The following is a 15,695-nucleotide window of genomic DNA, read 5'->3' as shown; positions in this document are numbered from 1 at the left end:
CGTATAAATTTGTATCTATATTAATCGTTGAAGTGATGGTAAACAAATGACAGATAACAAAACCTTGCTCACAGAGAGCCCAACTCTCTACATTGTGCCAACCCCAATCGGAAATTTGGGAGATATCACTCAAAGAGCAATTGAAATTTTATCAAGTGTCGATGTTATTGCAGCCGAAGACACACGCCACACGGGTAAGCTGCTTGCTCACTTCAATATATCAACCAGAACGTTCGCTTTACATGATCATAATGAACAAACTAAAGCGCAAGTTCTAGTCGAAAGGTTATTAGAAGGTCAGTCTATCGCATTAGTCTCTGATGCGGGTACTCCTTTAATTAGTGACCCAGGTTACCATCTTGTCTCACAATGTCGTCAAGCGGGTGTGAGAGTTGTGCCACTTCCTGGTGCTTGTGCTGTGATTACCGCGTTAAGTGCTTCTGGTTTACCGTCAGATCGTTTCAGCTTTGAGGGCTTCTTACCGCCAAAGAGCAAGGGTCGCAAAGACAAGTTCTTAGAGATCGCAAAGGCAGAGCGCACGTGCATCTTCTATGAATCACCACACCGTATTTCAGATTCTCTACAAGACATGCTTGAGATTCTTGGCCCTGACCGTGAGGTTGTATTGGCGCGTGAGCTAACCAAAACCTTCGAAACCATCCAAGGGCTGCCACTTGGTGAACTTATTGAGTGGATTGAAGAAGACGCGAACCGTAAACGCGGTGAGATGGTGTTACTGATTCACGGCCACCGTGAAGAAGCGAGCACAGAACTGCCAGACGAAGCGACTCGCACACTAGGCATTCTAACCAAAGAGCTGCCTCTTAAAAAAGCGGCGGCGATGACGGCAGAAATCTACAATCTGAAAAAGAACGCGTTATACAAATGGGGCCTAGAGCATCTAGACCACTAGAAACCTCTTTATAGAGTAGCTAACCTGTATTGAAAAGCTTGTGAGGAGTGATGGTATTGCCGTTATTCCTCTTTTTTTGTCTGAATTGTGTGAAATTCATGCGTTTACTTAGCGGTTTGCAGCATATTTGTGATCTCGCTAGACACTGCACTCTAATCTCTATACAATCCGCCCTCGGAGTTGAACGGGTAATCGCTGCTTTGCTGATGTCCTTCGGGAGACTGACGTTGAGGTCCTTCGGGAAACTGACGTTGAAGTCCTTCGGGAGACTGGCAGAGGGGAGGAACGTCCGGGCTCCATAGAGCAGGGTGCCAGATAACGTCTGGGGGGCGCGAGCCCACGACAAGTGCAGCAGAGAGAAGACCGCCGATGGCCTCATTTCTTCGGAAGGGGCACAGGTAAGGCTGAAAGGGTGCGGTAAGAGCGCACCGTGCGACTGGCAACAGTTCGTAGCAAGGTAAACTCCACCCGGAGCAAGATCAAATAGGCCCTCGCATTGCGTTGCTCGCGTATGGGGGCGGGTAGATTGCTTGAGCCTGTGAGCGATTGCAGGCCTAGACGAATGGTTACCGCCGCGCAAGCGGAACAGAACCCGGCGTATGTGTCAACTCCACCTATATAAAGAACCCATCATTACTTAACGGTAGTGATGGGTTTTTTGCTTTATATTGACGTAAATTATTTAGATTTCCTTAGAATCCTTCACCCTGATATGAGCTTGGGTCAAAAATTCCCAAAGCCTATACACAATATGGTGGAGATACAGCGTGAAATCAGTACACTAAAACGTTAATAGAACAAATTATTGCCGAACTAATGGCTCAATCCACTCACTGAGAAGACTATGACAGAAGCATTCAAACATATTTCAGTATTGCTTAACGAATCTATTGACGGACTTGCGATCAAACCTGACGGTACCTACATCGATGGTACTTTTGGTCGTGGTGGTCACAGCCGTACAATCCTGTCTAAACTGGGCGAGAATGGACGACTCTTTAGTATCGACCGCGATCCACAAGCGATTGCAGAAGCACAAAAGATTGATGACCCTCGTTTTACGATTATTCACGGCCCATTCTCAGGTATGGCTGAATATGCAGAGCGTTACGACTTAGTCGGTCAAGTGGATGGCGTATTACTGGATTTAGGTGTTTCTTCACCACAGTTGGATGACGCAGAGCGTGGCTTTAGCTTCATGAAAGACGGCCCGCTTGATATGCGTATGGACCCAACAACTGGCATTCCTGTATCTCAGTGGTTAGTTGAAGCTGACCTTGATGACATCACATGGGTTATCCGTGAGTTTGGTGAAGACAAACACGCTCGCCGTATCGCGAAAGGCATCATTGCTTATCAAGAGAATGAAGAGAACGAACCGCTAACGCGCACTGGCCAGTTGGCTAAGCTTATCTCAGATGTAGCACCAAAAAGCTTTAAAGAGAAAAAGCACCCAGCGACACGTGCTTTCCAAGCATTCCGTATCTACATCAACAGCGAGCTTGAAGAGATCGACACGGCACTGAAAGGTGCTGCAAGTATTCTTGCTCCAGAAGGTCGTTTATCTGTTATCAGCTTCCATTCACTTGAAGACCGCATGGTGAAGCGCTTTATCCGTAAAGAGAGCCAAGGCCCGCAAGTACCACATGGCTTGCCATTAACAGAAGAGCAGATCAAAGCGCTAGGCAGTGCTGATCTTAAGCCTGTTGGTAAAGCGATTAAGCCATCAAAAGGCGAAGTGGATGAGAATACTCGTTCACGTAGCTCAGTATTACGAATCGCAGAAAAGCTATAGTCAATGAAGACCTCCAAACCTAACTTAGCCAAGATAATATTTTTTGATTTGATCTCCGTGGGTAAGATCCCATTGATGCTTCTTATCTGTATCTTTGCAAGTGCGATGGGGGTCGTTCTTACGACACATATGTCACGTCAGGCGATCACTCAAAAAGACATGGCATTGGTGGAGCGAGAACAGCTTGATGATGAGTGGCGAAATTTAATGCTTGAAGAGACGGCTCTGGCTGAACACAGTCGCGTTCAAGCATCGGCAAAAAGAGAGCTAGACATGAAACGTCCAGACTCTGACAAAGAAGTTGTGATCACACTGAAATGACCGGTAAAAAGGAAAAAGCACCCGCGAAAGCCGTTAAGAAACCAACGAAAGAGCGAGTGAAGAGCGAAAAGGACTCGGATCCAATTCTGATTAAATGGCGTTTCAACGTCGTTATTGCTTTCGTGTTTCTTGCCTTTGCTGCGCTGGTTGGTCGTGTGGCTTACATCCAAATTATTGAACCAGATAACTTAATTCGTCAGGGCGACCTTCGCTCAGTACGTGTTAAGGCCATTCCTTCTGCTCGCGGTATTATTTCAGACCGCAATGGCGAGCCGCTTGCTGTGAGTGTTCCAGTTGAAGCGGTATGGGCCGATCCTAAAACGATTTTCGATAAAAACGGCATGGCCCAAATTGATCGTTGGTACGCGTTAGCCGATGTACTTGGCTTAGATCGACAATCGATGATCAACAAGATCTCCAGCGACAAATCTCGTCGTTTTATCTACCTACAAAGACAAGTTAGCCCAGCAATGGCGAAATACATCCGCGACTTAAAGCTGGTGGGTATTGGTCTTAAAGCAGAATCACGTCGTTATTACCCAGCCGGTGAAGTCAGCGCGCATCTTATTGGTGTGACCGGAATTGATGGACACGGCCTAGAAGGTGTCGAGCGCAGCTACGATAAGTGGCTCACGGGTGAAGCAGGTAAACGTACAATCCGTAAAGACCGTTACGGGCGAGTAGTTGAAAACATTGCACTAGAAGAGCGTGAAGAAGGTAAACCACTCGAATTGACCATCGATCAGCGCTTACAAGCCATCGCTTATCGAGCGATTAAACAGGCGGTAGCCGATCACAAGGCGACGTCTGGATCTGCCATCTTATTAGACGTAAAAACGGGTGCGGTTTTGGCCATGGTTAACGCACCGTCTTACAACCCAAACAATCGTGCTGATTTACAAAGCTTTAAGATGCGTAACCGCGTGATCACCGATGCTTTTGAGCCAGGTTCGACGGTTAAGCCGTTTGTTGTTCTTGCCGCTCTCGAAAATGGTACCGCGGATGCTGATACTGTAATTGATACGGGTAACGGCATCATGCAAATCGGTGGTAGCCGTGTACGTGATACTTCCAAAGTTGGTAAGGCAGACTTGGCGTTAATCCTTAAGAAGTCGAGTAACATCGGTGTGGCGAAGTTAGCACTGGATATGCCACTTGAAGCGCTACTGGGCATGTACAGTTCTGTTGGTCTTGGCGAGATGTCTGGGCTGAATCTAGTCGGTGAGACCGCGGGTATTTTCCCGAACCGTCGACGCTGGTCTAAGTTTGAAATCGCTACCTTATCCTTTGGTTATGGTCTAGCGATTACTCCGCTGCAATTGGCTCATGCCTATGCGACGTTAGCGAATCACGGTGTTTACGAACCTATCCATATCGTTAAAAGCAACGACCAAGATTTCTCAAAACAGATCATCAAGCGCGAAAATGCTGAGTTGGTTTTGAACATGCTAGAAGGCGTAACCCAAAAGGGCGGTACAGCGACAAGAGCCGCCGTGCCGGGTTACCGAGTAGCAGCAAAAACAGGTACATCTAGAAAAGCGATTTCCGGTGGTTATGGAGACGAGTACTTCGCCTATACCGCAGGTGTTGCTCCAGTGAGTGACCCAAGAGTCTCTTTGGTTGTGATGATCAATGAACCTCAAGGTGACCTCTACTATGGTGGCTCGGTCGCAGCCCCTGTTTTTTCTGAAATCATGAAGGGCGCACTGCAAATTCTGAATGTCCCTGCTGATGAAAACAAGTTTCAAGAATAGAGCCAATCAGGATTCAATATGAGTAATAGCCTCACGCTGTCATCTTTACTTTCTCCTTGGGGTGACTTTAGTTCACCTGAGCTGGATGCGATTGCCGTTGAACAGTTGGAGTTGGATAGTCGTGCCATCAAAGACGGCGATATTTTTGTTGCTGTAGTTGGGCATGCTGTTGATGGCCGTCGTTTCATTGACAAAGCGGTCTCACAGGGAGCCAATGCCGTTATCGCACAAGCTGATGCTGAAAAGGCCCATGGTCTGATTGAGTGGTTGGATGCTGTTCCGGTTGTTTACATTAAAGACCTTAACTTGGTGTTATCTGAGTTGGCCGGTCGTGTTTACTCGTCTCAGGCGACTAAGCTGATTGGTGTTACCGGCACCAATGGCAAAACCACTATCACCCAATTGATTGCTCAGTGGCTAGATTTAGTCGGCCAACGCTCTGCGGTAATGGGCACCACGGGTAACGGTTTTCTAGACAACCTTAAAACGGCGGCGAATACGACCGGTAGTGCGATTGAAATACAACGTACGCTGAGTGAGTTGGCTGAAGAAAACGCTGTTTATACCGCGATGGAAATCTCGTCTCATGGTTTGGTTCAAGGCCGAGTTAAGGCATTGGATTTTGAGGCTGGTGTATTTACTAACTTGAGCCGTGACCACTTGGATTACCACGGCACGATGCAAGAGTACGCTCTGGCTAAGAAGAGCTTGTTTACTCAGCATAAGTGTAAGCACGCTGTGATTAATGTTGATGATGAAGTCGGTAAAGCTTGGATGGCTGATCTGTCCAATGCAGTAGCTGTGTCATTGCTTCCGTTATCGGGCTACCAGCAGTCAGTATGGGCATCGGATGTTGCTTATGCAGAGACGGGTATCAAACTCGCTTTTGATGGTAGCTGGGGGCAGGGACAACTGTCTGTTCCTTTAATTGGCCAGTTCAACGCATCAAATGTATTGGTTGCTTTCGCGACCCTACTTGTACTAGGCATCGACAAGCAAACCTTGATCGACACAGCACCTCAATTGCAACCTGTGATTGGCCGTATGGAATTGTTCCAAGTACCAAACAAAGCGAAAGTGGTTGTCGACTACGCGCATACACCTGACGCATTAGAGAAAGCATTGGCAGCACTACGTGTACATTGCTCTGGAAAGCTATGGGCAATCTTTGGCTGCGGTGGTGATCGAGATACAGGCAAGCGCCCTATGATGGCGGTTACCGCAGAGCAGTTCGCCGATAACATTATTATTTCAGATGACAACCCTCGCAGTGAAGACCCGGCATTGATTGTTAAAGACATGCTGGCAGGTTTAAGTGAGCCTGAAGTCGCCTTTGTTGAACACGATCGCTTTCAGGCGGTTAAGTTTGCTCTAGAGCAGGCGGGTAATAACGACATTATTCTTCTGGCAGGTAAAGGCCATGAGGATTACCAAGTATTGAAAGACAAAACGATCCACTATTCGGATCGAGAGTCAGCACTACAACTTTTAGGTATTTCATAATGATTGATGTATCACTCGAGCAGATCTGCTCAGCGGTGTACGGTCAGCTGATAGAGGCTGGCAAATCGAGCAATAGTTTGATCAATGCGGTTTCTACCGATACTCGCACCGTTGAAGAAGGTGCACTGTTTGTTGCTCTTGTAGGTGAACGTTTTGATGCGCATGATTTTTGTGGTCAGGCTGTTGAGGCCAATGCGAGTGCGTTATTAGTTCAACGAAAACTTGACCTAAATATTACTCAAGTTGTTGTTGAAGACACTAAACTTGCTTTAGGTCAGCTAAGTGCTTGGATCCACAAACAATGTAACGTGCCAACCATGGCGATAACAGGAAGCTGTGGCAAAACGACCGTCAAAGAGATGGTCGCGAGTATTCTACAACAACGTGGCAAAGTGCTGTTTACAGCGGGTAACTTCAATAATGATATTGGAGTACCACTAACCTTGCTGCGCAGTGAACCCAATGACGACTATGCCGTGATAGAACTGGGCGCGAACCACATTGGTGAAATTGCCTATACCACGCAGCTTGTGAAACCACAGGTGGCCTTAGTGAATAACGTTGCTGCCGCGCATCTAGAGGGCTTTGGCTCAATTGATGGTGTTAAACAAGCGAAAGGCGAAATTTTTCAGGGGCTTGCTGCTGGTGATACTGCTATTGTTAACCTAGAGAGCAATGGTGGTGACTTCTGGAAAGATGTGCTTGCAGACAAAAACGTACTGACCTTTTCTGAAAGTGATGACACGGCGGATTACTTTTCGACGAATATTCGCATCAACGAGCAGGGTGAAGCTTGCTTTGATATGCAGACCCCGCAAGGCGCTATCGATGTCGAACTTGGCATTATTGGTCAGCACAATGTAGCAAACGCATTAGCGGCAGCTGCACTGAGCATTCAATTCGGTGCCACGCTTGCAGAAATAAAAAGCGGTTTAGCGAATCTTATCTCAGTTAAAGGCCGAGTTGAGGTTCAACAATTAAGTCAGAATATCAAGCTGATAGATGACAGTTACAACGCCAGCGTACCGGCAATGAAGGCGGCAGCTAAGTTGTTGTCGAGCTTCAAAGGTCAGCGTTGGTTGATTTTAGGCAATATGGCTGAATTAGGCGATGAAAGCCTTGCACTTCACCGTCAAGTCGGTGAATATGCTGCCCCATTCGCTTTTGAGCATGTACTCACTTACGGTGATGATACCAAGGTGATTAGTGAAGTGTGTAACGGCACTCACTTTGCAACGCATGAAGCGATGATCGCGCACATAGAGCAGCACTTGAGCTTGCCAGAAAACGCGCCACATACCTTGTTGGTAAAAGGCGCCAATAGTGCAGGAATGAGTAAAATAGCCGCTGCTTTAAAGGAGAACTTTTCATGATAATTTGGCTTGCAGAGCTACTACAGCCACACCTTTCTTTTTTCCGTTTGTTCGAATACTTATCGTTTCGTGCAATCGCGAGCATTTTGACGGCTTTATGTCTGTCGCTGTGGATGGGACCTCGTTTAATTGAGCGTCTGCAAATGCTGCAAATTGGCCAAGTTGTTCGTAATGACGGCCCAGAGTCTCACTTCAGTAAGCGTGGTACACCAACCATGGGTGGTGTGATGATCCTTGCTGCGATCATCATTACGGTCTTACTTTGGGCTGACTTATCAAACCCTTACGTTTGGGCCGTACTTGTCGTGCTAGGCGGTTACGGTGCAGTTGGTTTTGTTGATGATTATCGTAAAGTCGTTCGTAAGAACACTGATGGCTTGATTGCGCGTTGGAAGTACTTCTGGCAATCGGCTATTGCATTGGTTGTGGCGTTTGCTCTGTATGCTCATGGGCAAGACACTGCTGCGACACAATTAGTGGTGCCTTTCTTTAAAGATGTGATGCCACAACTTGGTTTACTGTACATTGTTCTAACTTACTTTGTTATTGTGGGTACCAGTAACGCGGTAAACCTAACTGATGGCCTAGATGGCTTGGCGATTATGCCAACGGTTATGGTTGCTGCGGGTTTTGCTGTTATCGCTTGGGCGACAGGTAACGTTAACTTTGCAGCATACCTACACATTCCATACATCCCATACACCTCTGAACTGGTGGTGGTATGTACTGCTATCGTTGGTGCAGGCCTTGGCTTCCTATGGTTTAACACTTACCCAGCACAAGTATTCATGGGCGATGTTGGCTCTCTAGCACTGGGTGGTGCGTTAGGTGTGATTGCGGTACTCGTTCGTCAAGAGTTGGTACTAGTGATCATGGGTGGTGTGTTTGTAATGGAGACTCTGTCAGTGATTCTGCAGGTGGGCTCTTACAAATTGCGTGGTCAGCGTATTTTCCGCATGGCACCGATTCACCACCACTATGAACTTAAAGGTTGGCCAGAGCCGCGTGTTATCGTGCGTTTTTGGATAATCTCAATGGTATTAGTACTGGTTGGCCTAGCGACACTGAAAGTTCGTTAATCCTATGTGAGCCTCTGAGTAGGGGCTCTTTAAAACTATTAAGAGCATCTTGTTTAAATGGAACGTTGGCAAAATATTCAAAATGTAGTGGTTGTGGGGCTCGGTATTACCGGGCTCTCTGTCGTTAAACATCTCGTAAAATATCAGCCTCATACTCATGTGAAGGTGATTGATACGCGAGAGCTACCACCAGGAAAGGAATCTTTGCCTGAGTCGGTAGAGCTGCATTCTGGAAGCTGGAATAGCCAATGGTTAGCGGAAGCTGATTTGGTGGTAGCTAACCCAGGTATCGCCTTAGCAACCCCTGAAATTCAAGATGTGCTTCAAGCAGGTACGCCTGTTGTCGGTGACATTGAGTTGTTTGGCTGGGCGGTGAATAAACCTGTCGTGGCGATTACTGGTTCAAACGGCAAGAGTACCGTGACGGATTTGACAGGCGTACTTGCTAAAGCGGCTGGCCTTAACGTTGGCGTTGGCGGCAATATTGGCATTCCTGCCCTAGACCTTCTAGAACTTGATGCGGATTTATATGTGCTTGAGCTTTCAAGCTTCCAGTTAGAAACCACATCGAACCTAAACCTTGTAGCAGCAGCCTTTTTGAACCTGTCAGAAGATCACATGGATCGCTATCAGGGTATGGCTGATTATCGTGAAGCCAAGTTAAGAATTTTTAATAACGCGCAGTGTGCGATTGTTAATCGTGAAGACAAAGAGACTTACCCTGACCAGACAATGCCATTGTTGACTTTTGGCCTAGATAACCAAGAGTTTGGTGTATCAACGATTGATAGTACTGAGTGGTTGGTCGATCACGGTAAACCTGTCCTTGCTACCCAAGATTTAACATTGGTTGGACGTCACAATGTGGCGAATGCGTTAGTCTCACTTGCACTATTGAAGCAAGTTGGTATCGACTACAGCAAAAGTCTTGATGCTTTGAAGGCCTATAACGGTTTGACGCATCGTTGCCAAGTCGTGGCTGACAAGCGCGAAATCAAATGGGTTAATGACTCCAAAGCAACGAATGTAGCCAGCACATTGGCAGCCCTGTCTGGGTTGGAGTATCAAGGTACGTTATATCTTTTGGTTGGCGGCGTTGGTAAAGGTGCTGACTTTAGTGAGCTTGAACCAGTATTGGCGCAACTTGAGCGTGTTCAGCTGTGTTGTTTCGGTGAAGATGCAGATCAATTCATGCCTCTGCACCCATCGGCACAAAAGTTCGATACCATGCAGCAGATAATCGAATCTATCTCGCCACAGCTGGTGGCTAGAGATATGGTGATGCTGTCTCCGGCGTGCGCAAGCTTCGATCAATTTAATAATTTCATGGCAAGAGGTGATGCGTTCACTGAGCTTGCTCATGAGTATGCTTAACGTGTTGAAGGACTAACATTCAGTGCAAAGAGTCAAAGAGATTAATCAATCCATCTGGCAGTGGCTAAACCGTGCTACTCCCGAGGCGCTTTACGATCGTCAATTGGTGTGGATTGCTCTTGGGCTAATGCTGACAGGTTTGGTGATGGTGACGTCTGCTTCGTTCCCCATCAGTGCTCGTTTAACCGATCAGCCGTTTCACTTTATGTTCCGTCATGCCATCTTCCTTGTATTGGCGTTAGGTGTCTCTAGCGTCATATTGCAAATCCCGATGCAACGCTGGTTTCAATACAGTATGTATCTACTGGGCTTGTCCTTCTTCTTGCTGATTGTGGTATTAGCCGTCGGTAAGTCGGTTAACGGCGCATCGCGTTGGATCCCATTAGGGCTATTTAACTTACAACCCGCTGAAGTCGCCAAGTTATCGCTGTTTATCTTTATGGCGGGCTACTTGGTTCGGAAGCAAGATGAAGTGAGAAAAACCTTCTTCGGTGGTTTTGGTAAACCGATCATGGTATTCGGCGCTTTTGCCGTGCTGCTGCTAGGCCAGCCCGATTTAGGTACTGTGGTCGTAATGCTAGTGACCCTGTTCGGCATGCTATTCATTGCTGGTGCCAAGCTTTCACAGTTTATCGCCTTGATGGTGGCAGGTATTGCCGCGGTCGTCGGTTTGATTGTTATAGAACCTTATCGTGTTCGACGTGTTACCTCATTCTGGGAACCTTGGAACGACCCGTTCGGCAGTGGTTACCAGTTAACTCAGTCATTGATGGCGTTTGGCCGTGGTGATTGGATGGGGCAAGGGCTCGGTAACTCAATTCAGAAACTCGAATACTTACCCGAAGCGCACACCGATTTTGTATTTGCTGTGTTGGCAGAAGAATTGGGTTTTGTTGGCGTGACCTTGGTCTTGATACTCATCTTTAGCTTGGTTTTTAAAGCCATTTTTATTGGCAAAAAAGCCTTTGAACACGATCAAGTGTTCAGCGGCTATCTGGCTTTTGGTATTGGTATTTGGTTTGCGTTTCAGACGCTTGTTAACGTAGGTGCTGCATCTGGCATCGTTCCGACCAAAGGTCTAACCCTACCGCTAATCAGTTATGGTGGTTCGAGTTTAATTGTTATGTCTGTGGCGGTATCAATGCTGCTGCGCATTGACCACGAATGCCGAATGCAACAAAAAGAACAAGCTGATAGTCAAAACGAATTAGTAGAATAAGAATCTAACGTGATGAAACAAAACAAAAAACTTTTAGTGATGGCTGGTGGTACTGGCGGTCACGTTTTCCCAGGGTTAGCAGTAGCGAAAAAGCTTCAGCAACAAGGTTGGGAAATTCGCTGGTTAGGCACAGCAGACAGAATGGAAGCGGATTTAGTGCCAAAGCATGGCATTGAAATCGACTTCATCAAAGTGAAAGGCCTGCGTGGTCAAGGCATTAGCAAGTTAATTAAAGCGCCGTTCCAGATTATTAATGCCATACTTCAAGCAAGACAACACATTAAAGCATGGCAGCCTGATGTGGTACTTGGCATGGGTGGTTACGTGAGTGGCCCGGGTGGTATCGCGGCATGGTTGTCTGGCATTCCAGTGGTTCTCCATGAACAAAATGCAGTGGCAGGTTTAACCAACCAATGGCTGTCTAAGATTGCTAAAAAGGTTTTCCAAGCTTTCCCTGGTGCGTTTCCTACCGCAGAAGTGGTGGGTAACCCAGTACGCGAAGATGTGGTTGCCTTAGCTGAACCCGAGCAACGCATGGCGGAGCGTGACGGCGATATTCGCATCTTGGTTATGGGCGGCAGTCAGGGCGCAAAAATCCTAAACGATACCTTGCCAGTAACGATGGCGCAGCTTGGTGAAGGCTTCACTGTGATGCACCAAGCGGGTAAGAACAATCAACAACAAGTTATTGAGCAATACAAATCACATTCTGTTGGTAATGTTCAAGTGACTGAATTTATTGATGATGTGGCGCAAGCTTATGAGTGGGCAGATCTATTAGTGTGTCGCTCAGGTGCATTAACCGTATCAGAAGTGTCTGCGGCAGGTGTCGGTTCTATCTTCGTTCCGTTTATGCACAAAGACAGACAACAAGCGTTGAATGCCGACCATTTAGTTGAATGTGGCGCAGCGTTAATGATTGAACAGCCTCAACTAACGGCTGATAAGCTAGCGAACACTATCACGCAGCTTGATAGAAATGAATTAAAAATGATGGCAACAAAAGCTCGTCAAGCCGCCAAGCTTGATGCTGATGTGACCGTCGCTGAAGCGATTAAAGCTTTAGCAAAATAATGAGATTGAATTGATGACGATTGAACATACCCAAGACTTAGCGCAAATCCGTGCAATGGTGCCAGAGATGCGCCGTGTTAAATCTATCCACTTCATTGGTATTGGTGGTGCCGGAATGAGCGGGATTGCTGAAGTCTTGCTAAATGAAGGCTACCAGATCACGGGTTCTGATATTGCTCAAAACCCAGTGACTGATCGTTTAGTTAGCAAGGGTGCGACCGTTTATATCGGTCACCAAGCGAGTAACGTTGCCGACGCAAGTGTGGTGGTTGTTTCAACCGCTATCAACGAAGAAAACCCAGAAATTATTGCAGCTCGTGAAGCGCGCACACCGATCGTTCGTCGTGCAGAAATGCTGGCTGAGCTGATGCGTTTTCGTCACGGTATTGCTGTGGCAGGTACGCACGGTAAAACAACCACGACTGCGCTAGTGACACAGATTTACTCGGAAGCCGGCCTAGATCCAACCTTCGTAAACGGTGGTTTGGTTAAAAGTGCTGGTACTAACGCACGTTTAGGTTCAAGCCGTATTCTTATCGCTGAAGCCGATGAGAGTGATGCTTCATTTTTACATCTGCAACCTATGGTTAGTATCGTAACTAACATTGAAGCGGATCATATGGATACCTACGGCGGCGATTTTGAAACGCTAAAGCAGACGTTTATTGATTTTTTACACAACCTACCATTCTACGGTCAGGCTGTGATGTGTGTTGATGATCCAGTAGTGCGTGAGCTTATTCCTCAGGTAAGTCGCCAGGTGATTACTTACGGTTTCTCTGAAGATGCGGATATTCGTATTGAGAACTACGTACAAGAAGGCCAGCAAGGCAAATTCACAGTGGTACGTGAAGGTAAAGCTAACCTTGATATCACGTTAAACATTCCAGGTCGTCACAATGCATTGAATGCATCCGCGGCGATTGCTGTTGCAACAGAAGATGACATCAGCGATGAAGCGATTCTCAAAGCGATGGCGGGAACGGAAGGCACGGGTCGCCGTTTCGATCACCTAGGTGAGTATGAAACAGGTAAAGGCGTTGCAATGCTGGTCGATGATTACGGTCATCACCCAACCGAAGTTGATGTGACGATTCAAGCTGCTCGTAGTGGCTGGACTGATAAACGTCTTGTTATGATCTTCCAACCGCACCGTTATAGCCGTACTCGCGATCTGTATGATGATTTCGCGAACGTTCTTGAGCAGGTTGATGTCCTAATTCTGTTAGATGTTTATTCTGCAGGTGAGAAACCGATTGCAGGGGCTGACGGACGTTCATTAAGTCGAACTATTCGTGGGCGTGGTAAGATAGACCCAATCTTTGTTGCCGATATCAACGCACTGCCATCGGCTTTAGCCAACGTAATTCAAGGCGGTGACCTTGTTTTAACGCAGGGTGCAGGCGATGTTGGTCGAGTAGCGAAGCAGTTGGAATCGTTACAGTTAGACATTAATAAAATGCAGAACGCGTAACAGAATACTGTCTACAGACTGTGGTCAATCGCTCACTTCTTGCGATTGACCTAAAATTGACCAAAAATCTTATTATCAACGTTTGATAGTTTGATTTTGCTCAGTATAATTCATAGGTTAAAGTAAGTGCTTTTACCTCTATTACGAAGATAGGGAATAGAATTGCGAACCAACGACAGGGAATGCGGGCTTTGGTAGAAAGTACTTTTAGCGAAAACCGCCACCTATTCAGTTTACCGTCGCTCAAGAAACACGCCTTAGGCGGGTCTTTTTTTGTCATGGTATTGCTATTCATTGGGTTTCTTTTCTATACCACACTAACTTGGATGTGGGACGATCAGCGATTGCCTCTCTCCAAAATAGTACTTCAAGGCGACTTAACTTACGTAACCGCTGGTGATGTTCAACATGCCTTTAGCGAGCTAGAGCACATTGGAACCTTCATGTCGCAAGACATCGGTGTGTTGCAAGACAGTTTAGAAGCGTTACCTTGGGTTTCAGTGGTCTCCATTCGTAAGCAGTGGCCAGACACAATAAAAGTATTTTTGACTGAGTACCATGCGGCAGCAATCTGGAACGGTAACATGCTGCTGAATGACGATGGTCAGGTGTTTAATGGTGATATCGGCCTGTTGAAGGGCGATAGAGTTAAGCTTTACGGCCCAGACGGCACCAGCCAAGAAGTGATAGAAAAGTGGCGACAGATAACCCCTTTGATTAACAGTCTAGGGTTAACCGTTACCTCTCTCGTTCTCAATGAGCGTCGCGCTTGGCAAATAATCCTAGATAACGGTATCCGTTTAGAACTAGGTAAAGATTCTTTAGATGAGCGTGTTGAACGCTTCATTTCGCTTTACAACGAACTTGGTAGTAAAGCGAATCAAGTGAGCTACATCGACCTCAGGTATGATACGGGAGCCGCTGTAGGCTGGTTTCCAGAGCAAGAGTTAGAAGAGAGCACAGATGACTAAGACCGCAGATGACAACATAATCGTTGGTCTTGATATAGGCACTGCGACCATATCAGCTCTGGTTGGTGAAATATTGCCTGATGGTCAAATCAATATCATTGGTTCTGGGCAAAGCCCATCCAGAGGTATGGATAAAGGTGGTGTAAACGACCTAGAGTCGGTAGTTAAGTCGGTTCAGCGAGCTATTGATCAAGCAGAGTTGATGGCGGAATGCCAAATCAGCAATGTATTTATCTCGCTATCGGGTAAACATATCGCAAGCCGAATTGAAAAAGGCATGGGCACTATCTCTGATGAAGAGGTGTCTCAAGACGATATGGATCGAGCGATCCATACCGCGAAATCAATTAAAATAGGTGATGAGCAGAGAATTCTGCACGTGATCCCACAAGAATTTACCATTGATTATCAAGAAGGGATTAAGAACCCACTTGGCTTATCTGGTGTTCGAATGGAAGTCAGTGTTCACCTAATTTCTTGCCATAGCGACATGGCGAGAAACATTATTAAAGCTGTTGAACGATGTGGTCTCACAGTAGAACAAATCGTGTTTTCAGGACTTGCCTCAAGCAATGCGGTAATTACTGAAGACGAGAGAGAGCTTGGAGTATGTGTTGTCGATATCGGTGCGGGTACAATGGATATTTCCATTTGGACTGGCGGCGCACTTCGACACACAGAAGTCTTTTCCTACGCAGGAAATGCAGTAACCAGTGATATTGCCTTCGCTTTCGGCACGCCAGTGAGCGATGCTGAAGAGATAAAAGTAAACCATGGTTGCGCTCTGAGTGAACTCGTAAGCAAGGATGACTCTGTTAACGTCCCAAGTGTTGGTGGTCGCCCAT

13 protein-coding genes and 1 other RNA gene are annotated in these 15,695 nt (G+C 46.6%); all 14 read left to right on the top strand.

Going from position 1 to position 15,695, the window contains the following annotated elements; genetic code table 11:
- Window positions 1-46 precede the first annotated feature (46 nt).
- Entirely contained in the window at window positions 47-913 is an 867-nt protein-coding gene (gene rsmI, locus AB4329_RS05615) for a 16S rRNA (cytidine(1402)-2'-O)-methyltransferase (protein WP_017066241.1), read from the top strand.
- Between the two features lie 176 nt (window positions 914-1,089).
- Window positions 1,090-1,529: RNase P RNA component class A (gene rnpB / locus AB4329_RS05610), an RNA gene on the top strand.
- 228 nt (window positions 1,530-1,757) lie between these two features.
- Window positions 1,758-2,708: a 16S rRNA (cytosine(1402)-N(4))-methyltransferase RsmH gene (gene rsmH, locus AB4329_RS05605; protein WP_017059280.1), complete on the top strand. Its 951-nt coding sequence runs from the start codon at window positions 1,758-1,760 to the stop codon at window positions 2,706-2,708.
- Between the two features lie 3 nt (window positions 2,709-2,711).
- A complete protein-coding gene (gene ftsL, locus AB4329_RS05600) occupies window positions 2,712-3,029 on the top strand; it encodes a cell division protein FtsL (RefSeq protein ID WP_061019056.1) in 318 nt (105 codons plus the stop codon).
- Window positions 3,026-4,783: a penicillin-binding transpeptidase domain-containing protein gene (locus tag AB4329_RS05595; protein WP_136978384.1), complete on the top strand. Its 1,758-nt coding sequence runs from the start codon at window positions 3,026-3,028 to the stop codon at window positions 4,781-4,783. Before ftsL ends, AB4329_RS05595 begins: the two co-directional genes overlap by 4 nt.
- An 18-nt stretch (window positions 4,784-4,801) precedes the next feature.
- Entirely contained in the window at window positions 4,802-6,286 is a 1,485-nt protein-coding gene (gene murE / locus AB4329_RS05590; RefSeq protein ID WP_017059282.1) for a UDP-N-acetylmuramoyl-L-alanyl-D-glutamate--2,6-diaminopimelate ligase, read from the top strand.
- A complete protein-coding gene (gene murF / locus AB4329_RS05585; RefSeq protein ID WP_017070828.1) occupies window positions 6,286-7,659 on the top strand; it encodes a UDP-N-acetylmuramoyl-tripeptide--D-alanyl-D-alanine ligase in 1,374 nt (457 codons plus the stop codon). Before murE ends, murF begins: the two co-directional genes overlap by 1 nt.
- Complete coding sequence (gene mraY, locus AB4329_RS05580; RefSeq protein ID WP_136973928.1) at window positions 7,656-8,738, top strand: phospho-N-acetylmuramoyl-pentapeptide-transferase; 1,083 nt, start codon at window positions 7,656-7,658, stop codon at window positions 8,736-8,738. The genes murF and mraY overlap by 4 nt, the downstream gene beginning before the upstream one ends.
- Window positions 8,739-8,795: 57 nt before the next feature.
- Window positions 8,796-10,112, top strand: coding sequence for a UDP-N-acetylmuramoyl-L-alanine--D-glutamate ligase (gene murD / locus AB4329_RS05575; protein ID WP_372137793.1), 1,317 nt, complete (start codon window positions 8,796-8,798; stop codon window positions 10,110-10,112).
- A gap of 22 nt (window positions 10,113-10,134) precedes the next feature.
- A complete protein-coding gene (gene ftsW / locus AB4329_RS05570; RefSeq protein ID WP_017059286.1) occupies window positions 10,135-11,331 on the top strand; it encodes a cell division protein FtsW in 1,197 nt (398 codons plus the stop codon).
- Window positions 11,332-11,343: 12 nt separating this feature from the next.
- Window positions 11,344-12,405 carry an undecaprenyldiphospho-muramoylpentapeptide beta-N-acetylglucosaminyltransferase gene (murG, locus tag AB4329_RS05565; protein WP_017059287.1) on the top strand — a complete coding sequence of 354 codons (1,062 nt, stop codon included), beginning with the start codon at window positions 11,344-11,346 and terminating at the stop codon, window positions 12,403-12,405.
- Window positions 12,406-12,418: 13 nt separating this feature from the next.
- Complete coding sequence (murC, locus tag AB4329_RS05560) at window positions 12,419-13,879, top strand: UDP-N-acetylmuramate--L-alanine ligase (protein ID WP_017059288.1); 1,461 nt, start codon at window positions 12,419-12,421, stop codon at window positions 13,877-13,879.
- Window positions 13,880-14,157: 278 nt separating this feature from the next.
- On the top strand, window positions 14,158-14,850 hold the full coding sequence (locus AB4329_RS05555) for a cell division protein FtsQ/DivIB (RefSeq protein ID WP_017059290.1): 693 nt from the start codon (window positions 14,158-14,160) through the stop codon (window positions 14,848-14,850).
- Window positions 14,843-15,695 (top strand): cell division protein FtsA (gene ftsA, locus AB4329_RS05550; RefSeq protein ID WP_371962959.1); only part of this gene is annotated, 853 nt, incomplete at its 3' end. The genes AB4329_RS05555 and ftsA, both read left to right, overlap by 8 nt.

The organism is Vibrio sp. 10N.261.54.A5 (assembly GCF_041471145.1).
Classification (GTDB): Bacteria; Pseudomonadota; Gammaproteobacteria; order Enterobacterales; family Vibrionaceae; genus Vibrio; species Vibrio crassostreae_C.
Note: the sequence above shows the minus strand (reverse complement) of the source record. Positions and strands in the feature narration are given on the sequence as shown.

Coding starts and splice junctions, on each gene's coding strand:
- rsmI (WP_017066241.1), top strand. CDS start 47: ATGACAGATAACAAAACCTTGCTCACAGAGAGCCCAACTCTCTACATT.
- rsmH (WP_017059280.1), top strand. CDS start 1,758: ATGACAGAAGCATTCAAACATATTTCAGTATTGCTTAACGAATCTATT.
- ftsL (WP_061019056.1), top strand. CDS start 2,712: ATGAAGACCTCCAAACCTAACTTAGCCAAGATAATATTTTTTGATTTG.
- AB4329_RS05595 (WP_136978384.1), top strand. CDS start 3,026: ATGACCGGTAAAAAGGAAAAAGCACCCGCGAAAGCCGTTAAGAAACCA.
- murE (WP_017059282.1), top strand. CDS start 4,802: ATGAGTAATAGCCTCACGCTGTCATCTTTACTTTCTCCTTGGGGTGAC.
- murF (WP_017070828.1), top strand. CDS start 6,286: ATGATTGATGTATCACTCGAGCAGATCTGCTCAGCGGTGTACGGTCAG.
- mraY (WP_136973928.1), top strand. CDS start 7,656: ATGATAATTTGGCTTGCAGAGCTACTACAGCCACACCTTTCTTTTTTC.
- murD (WP_372137793.1), top strand. CDS start 8,796: ATGGAACGTTGGCAAAATATTCAAAATGTAGTGGTTGTGGGGCTCGGT.
- murG (WP_017059287.1), top strand. CDS start 11,344: ATGAAACAAAACAAAAAACTTTTAGTGATGGCTGGTGGTACTGGCGGT.
- murC (WP_017059288.1), top strand. CDS start 12,419: ATGACGATTGAACATACCCAAGACTTAGCGCAAATCCGTGCAATGGTG.
- AB4329_RS05555 (WP_017059290.1), top strand. CDS start 14,158: ATGGTATTGCTATTCATTGGGTTTCTTTTCTATACCACACTAACTTGG.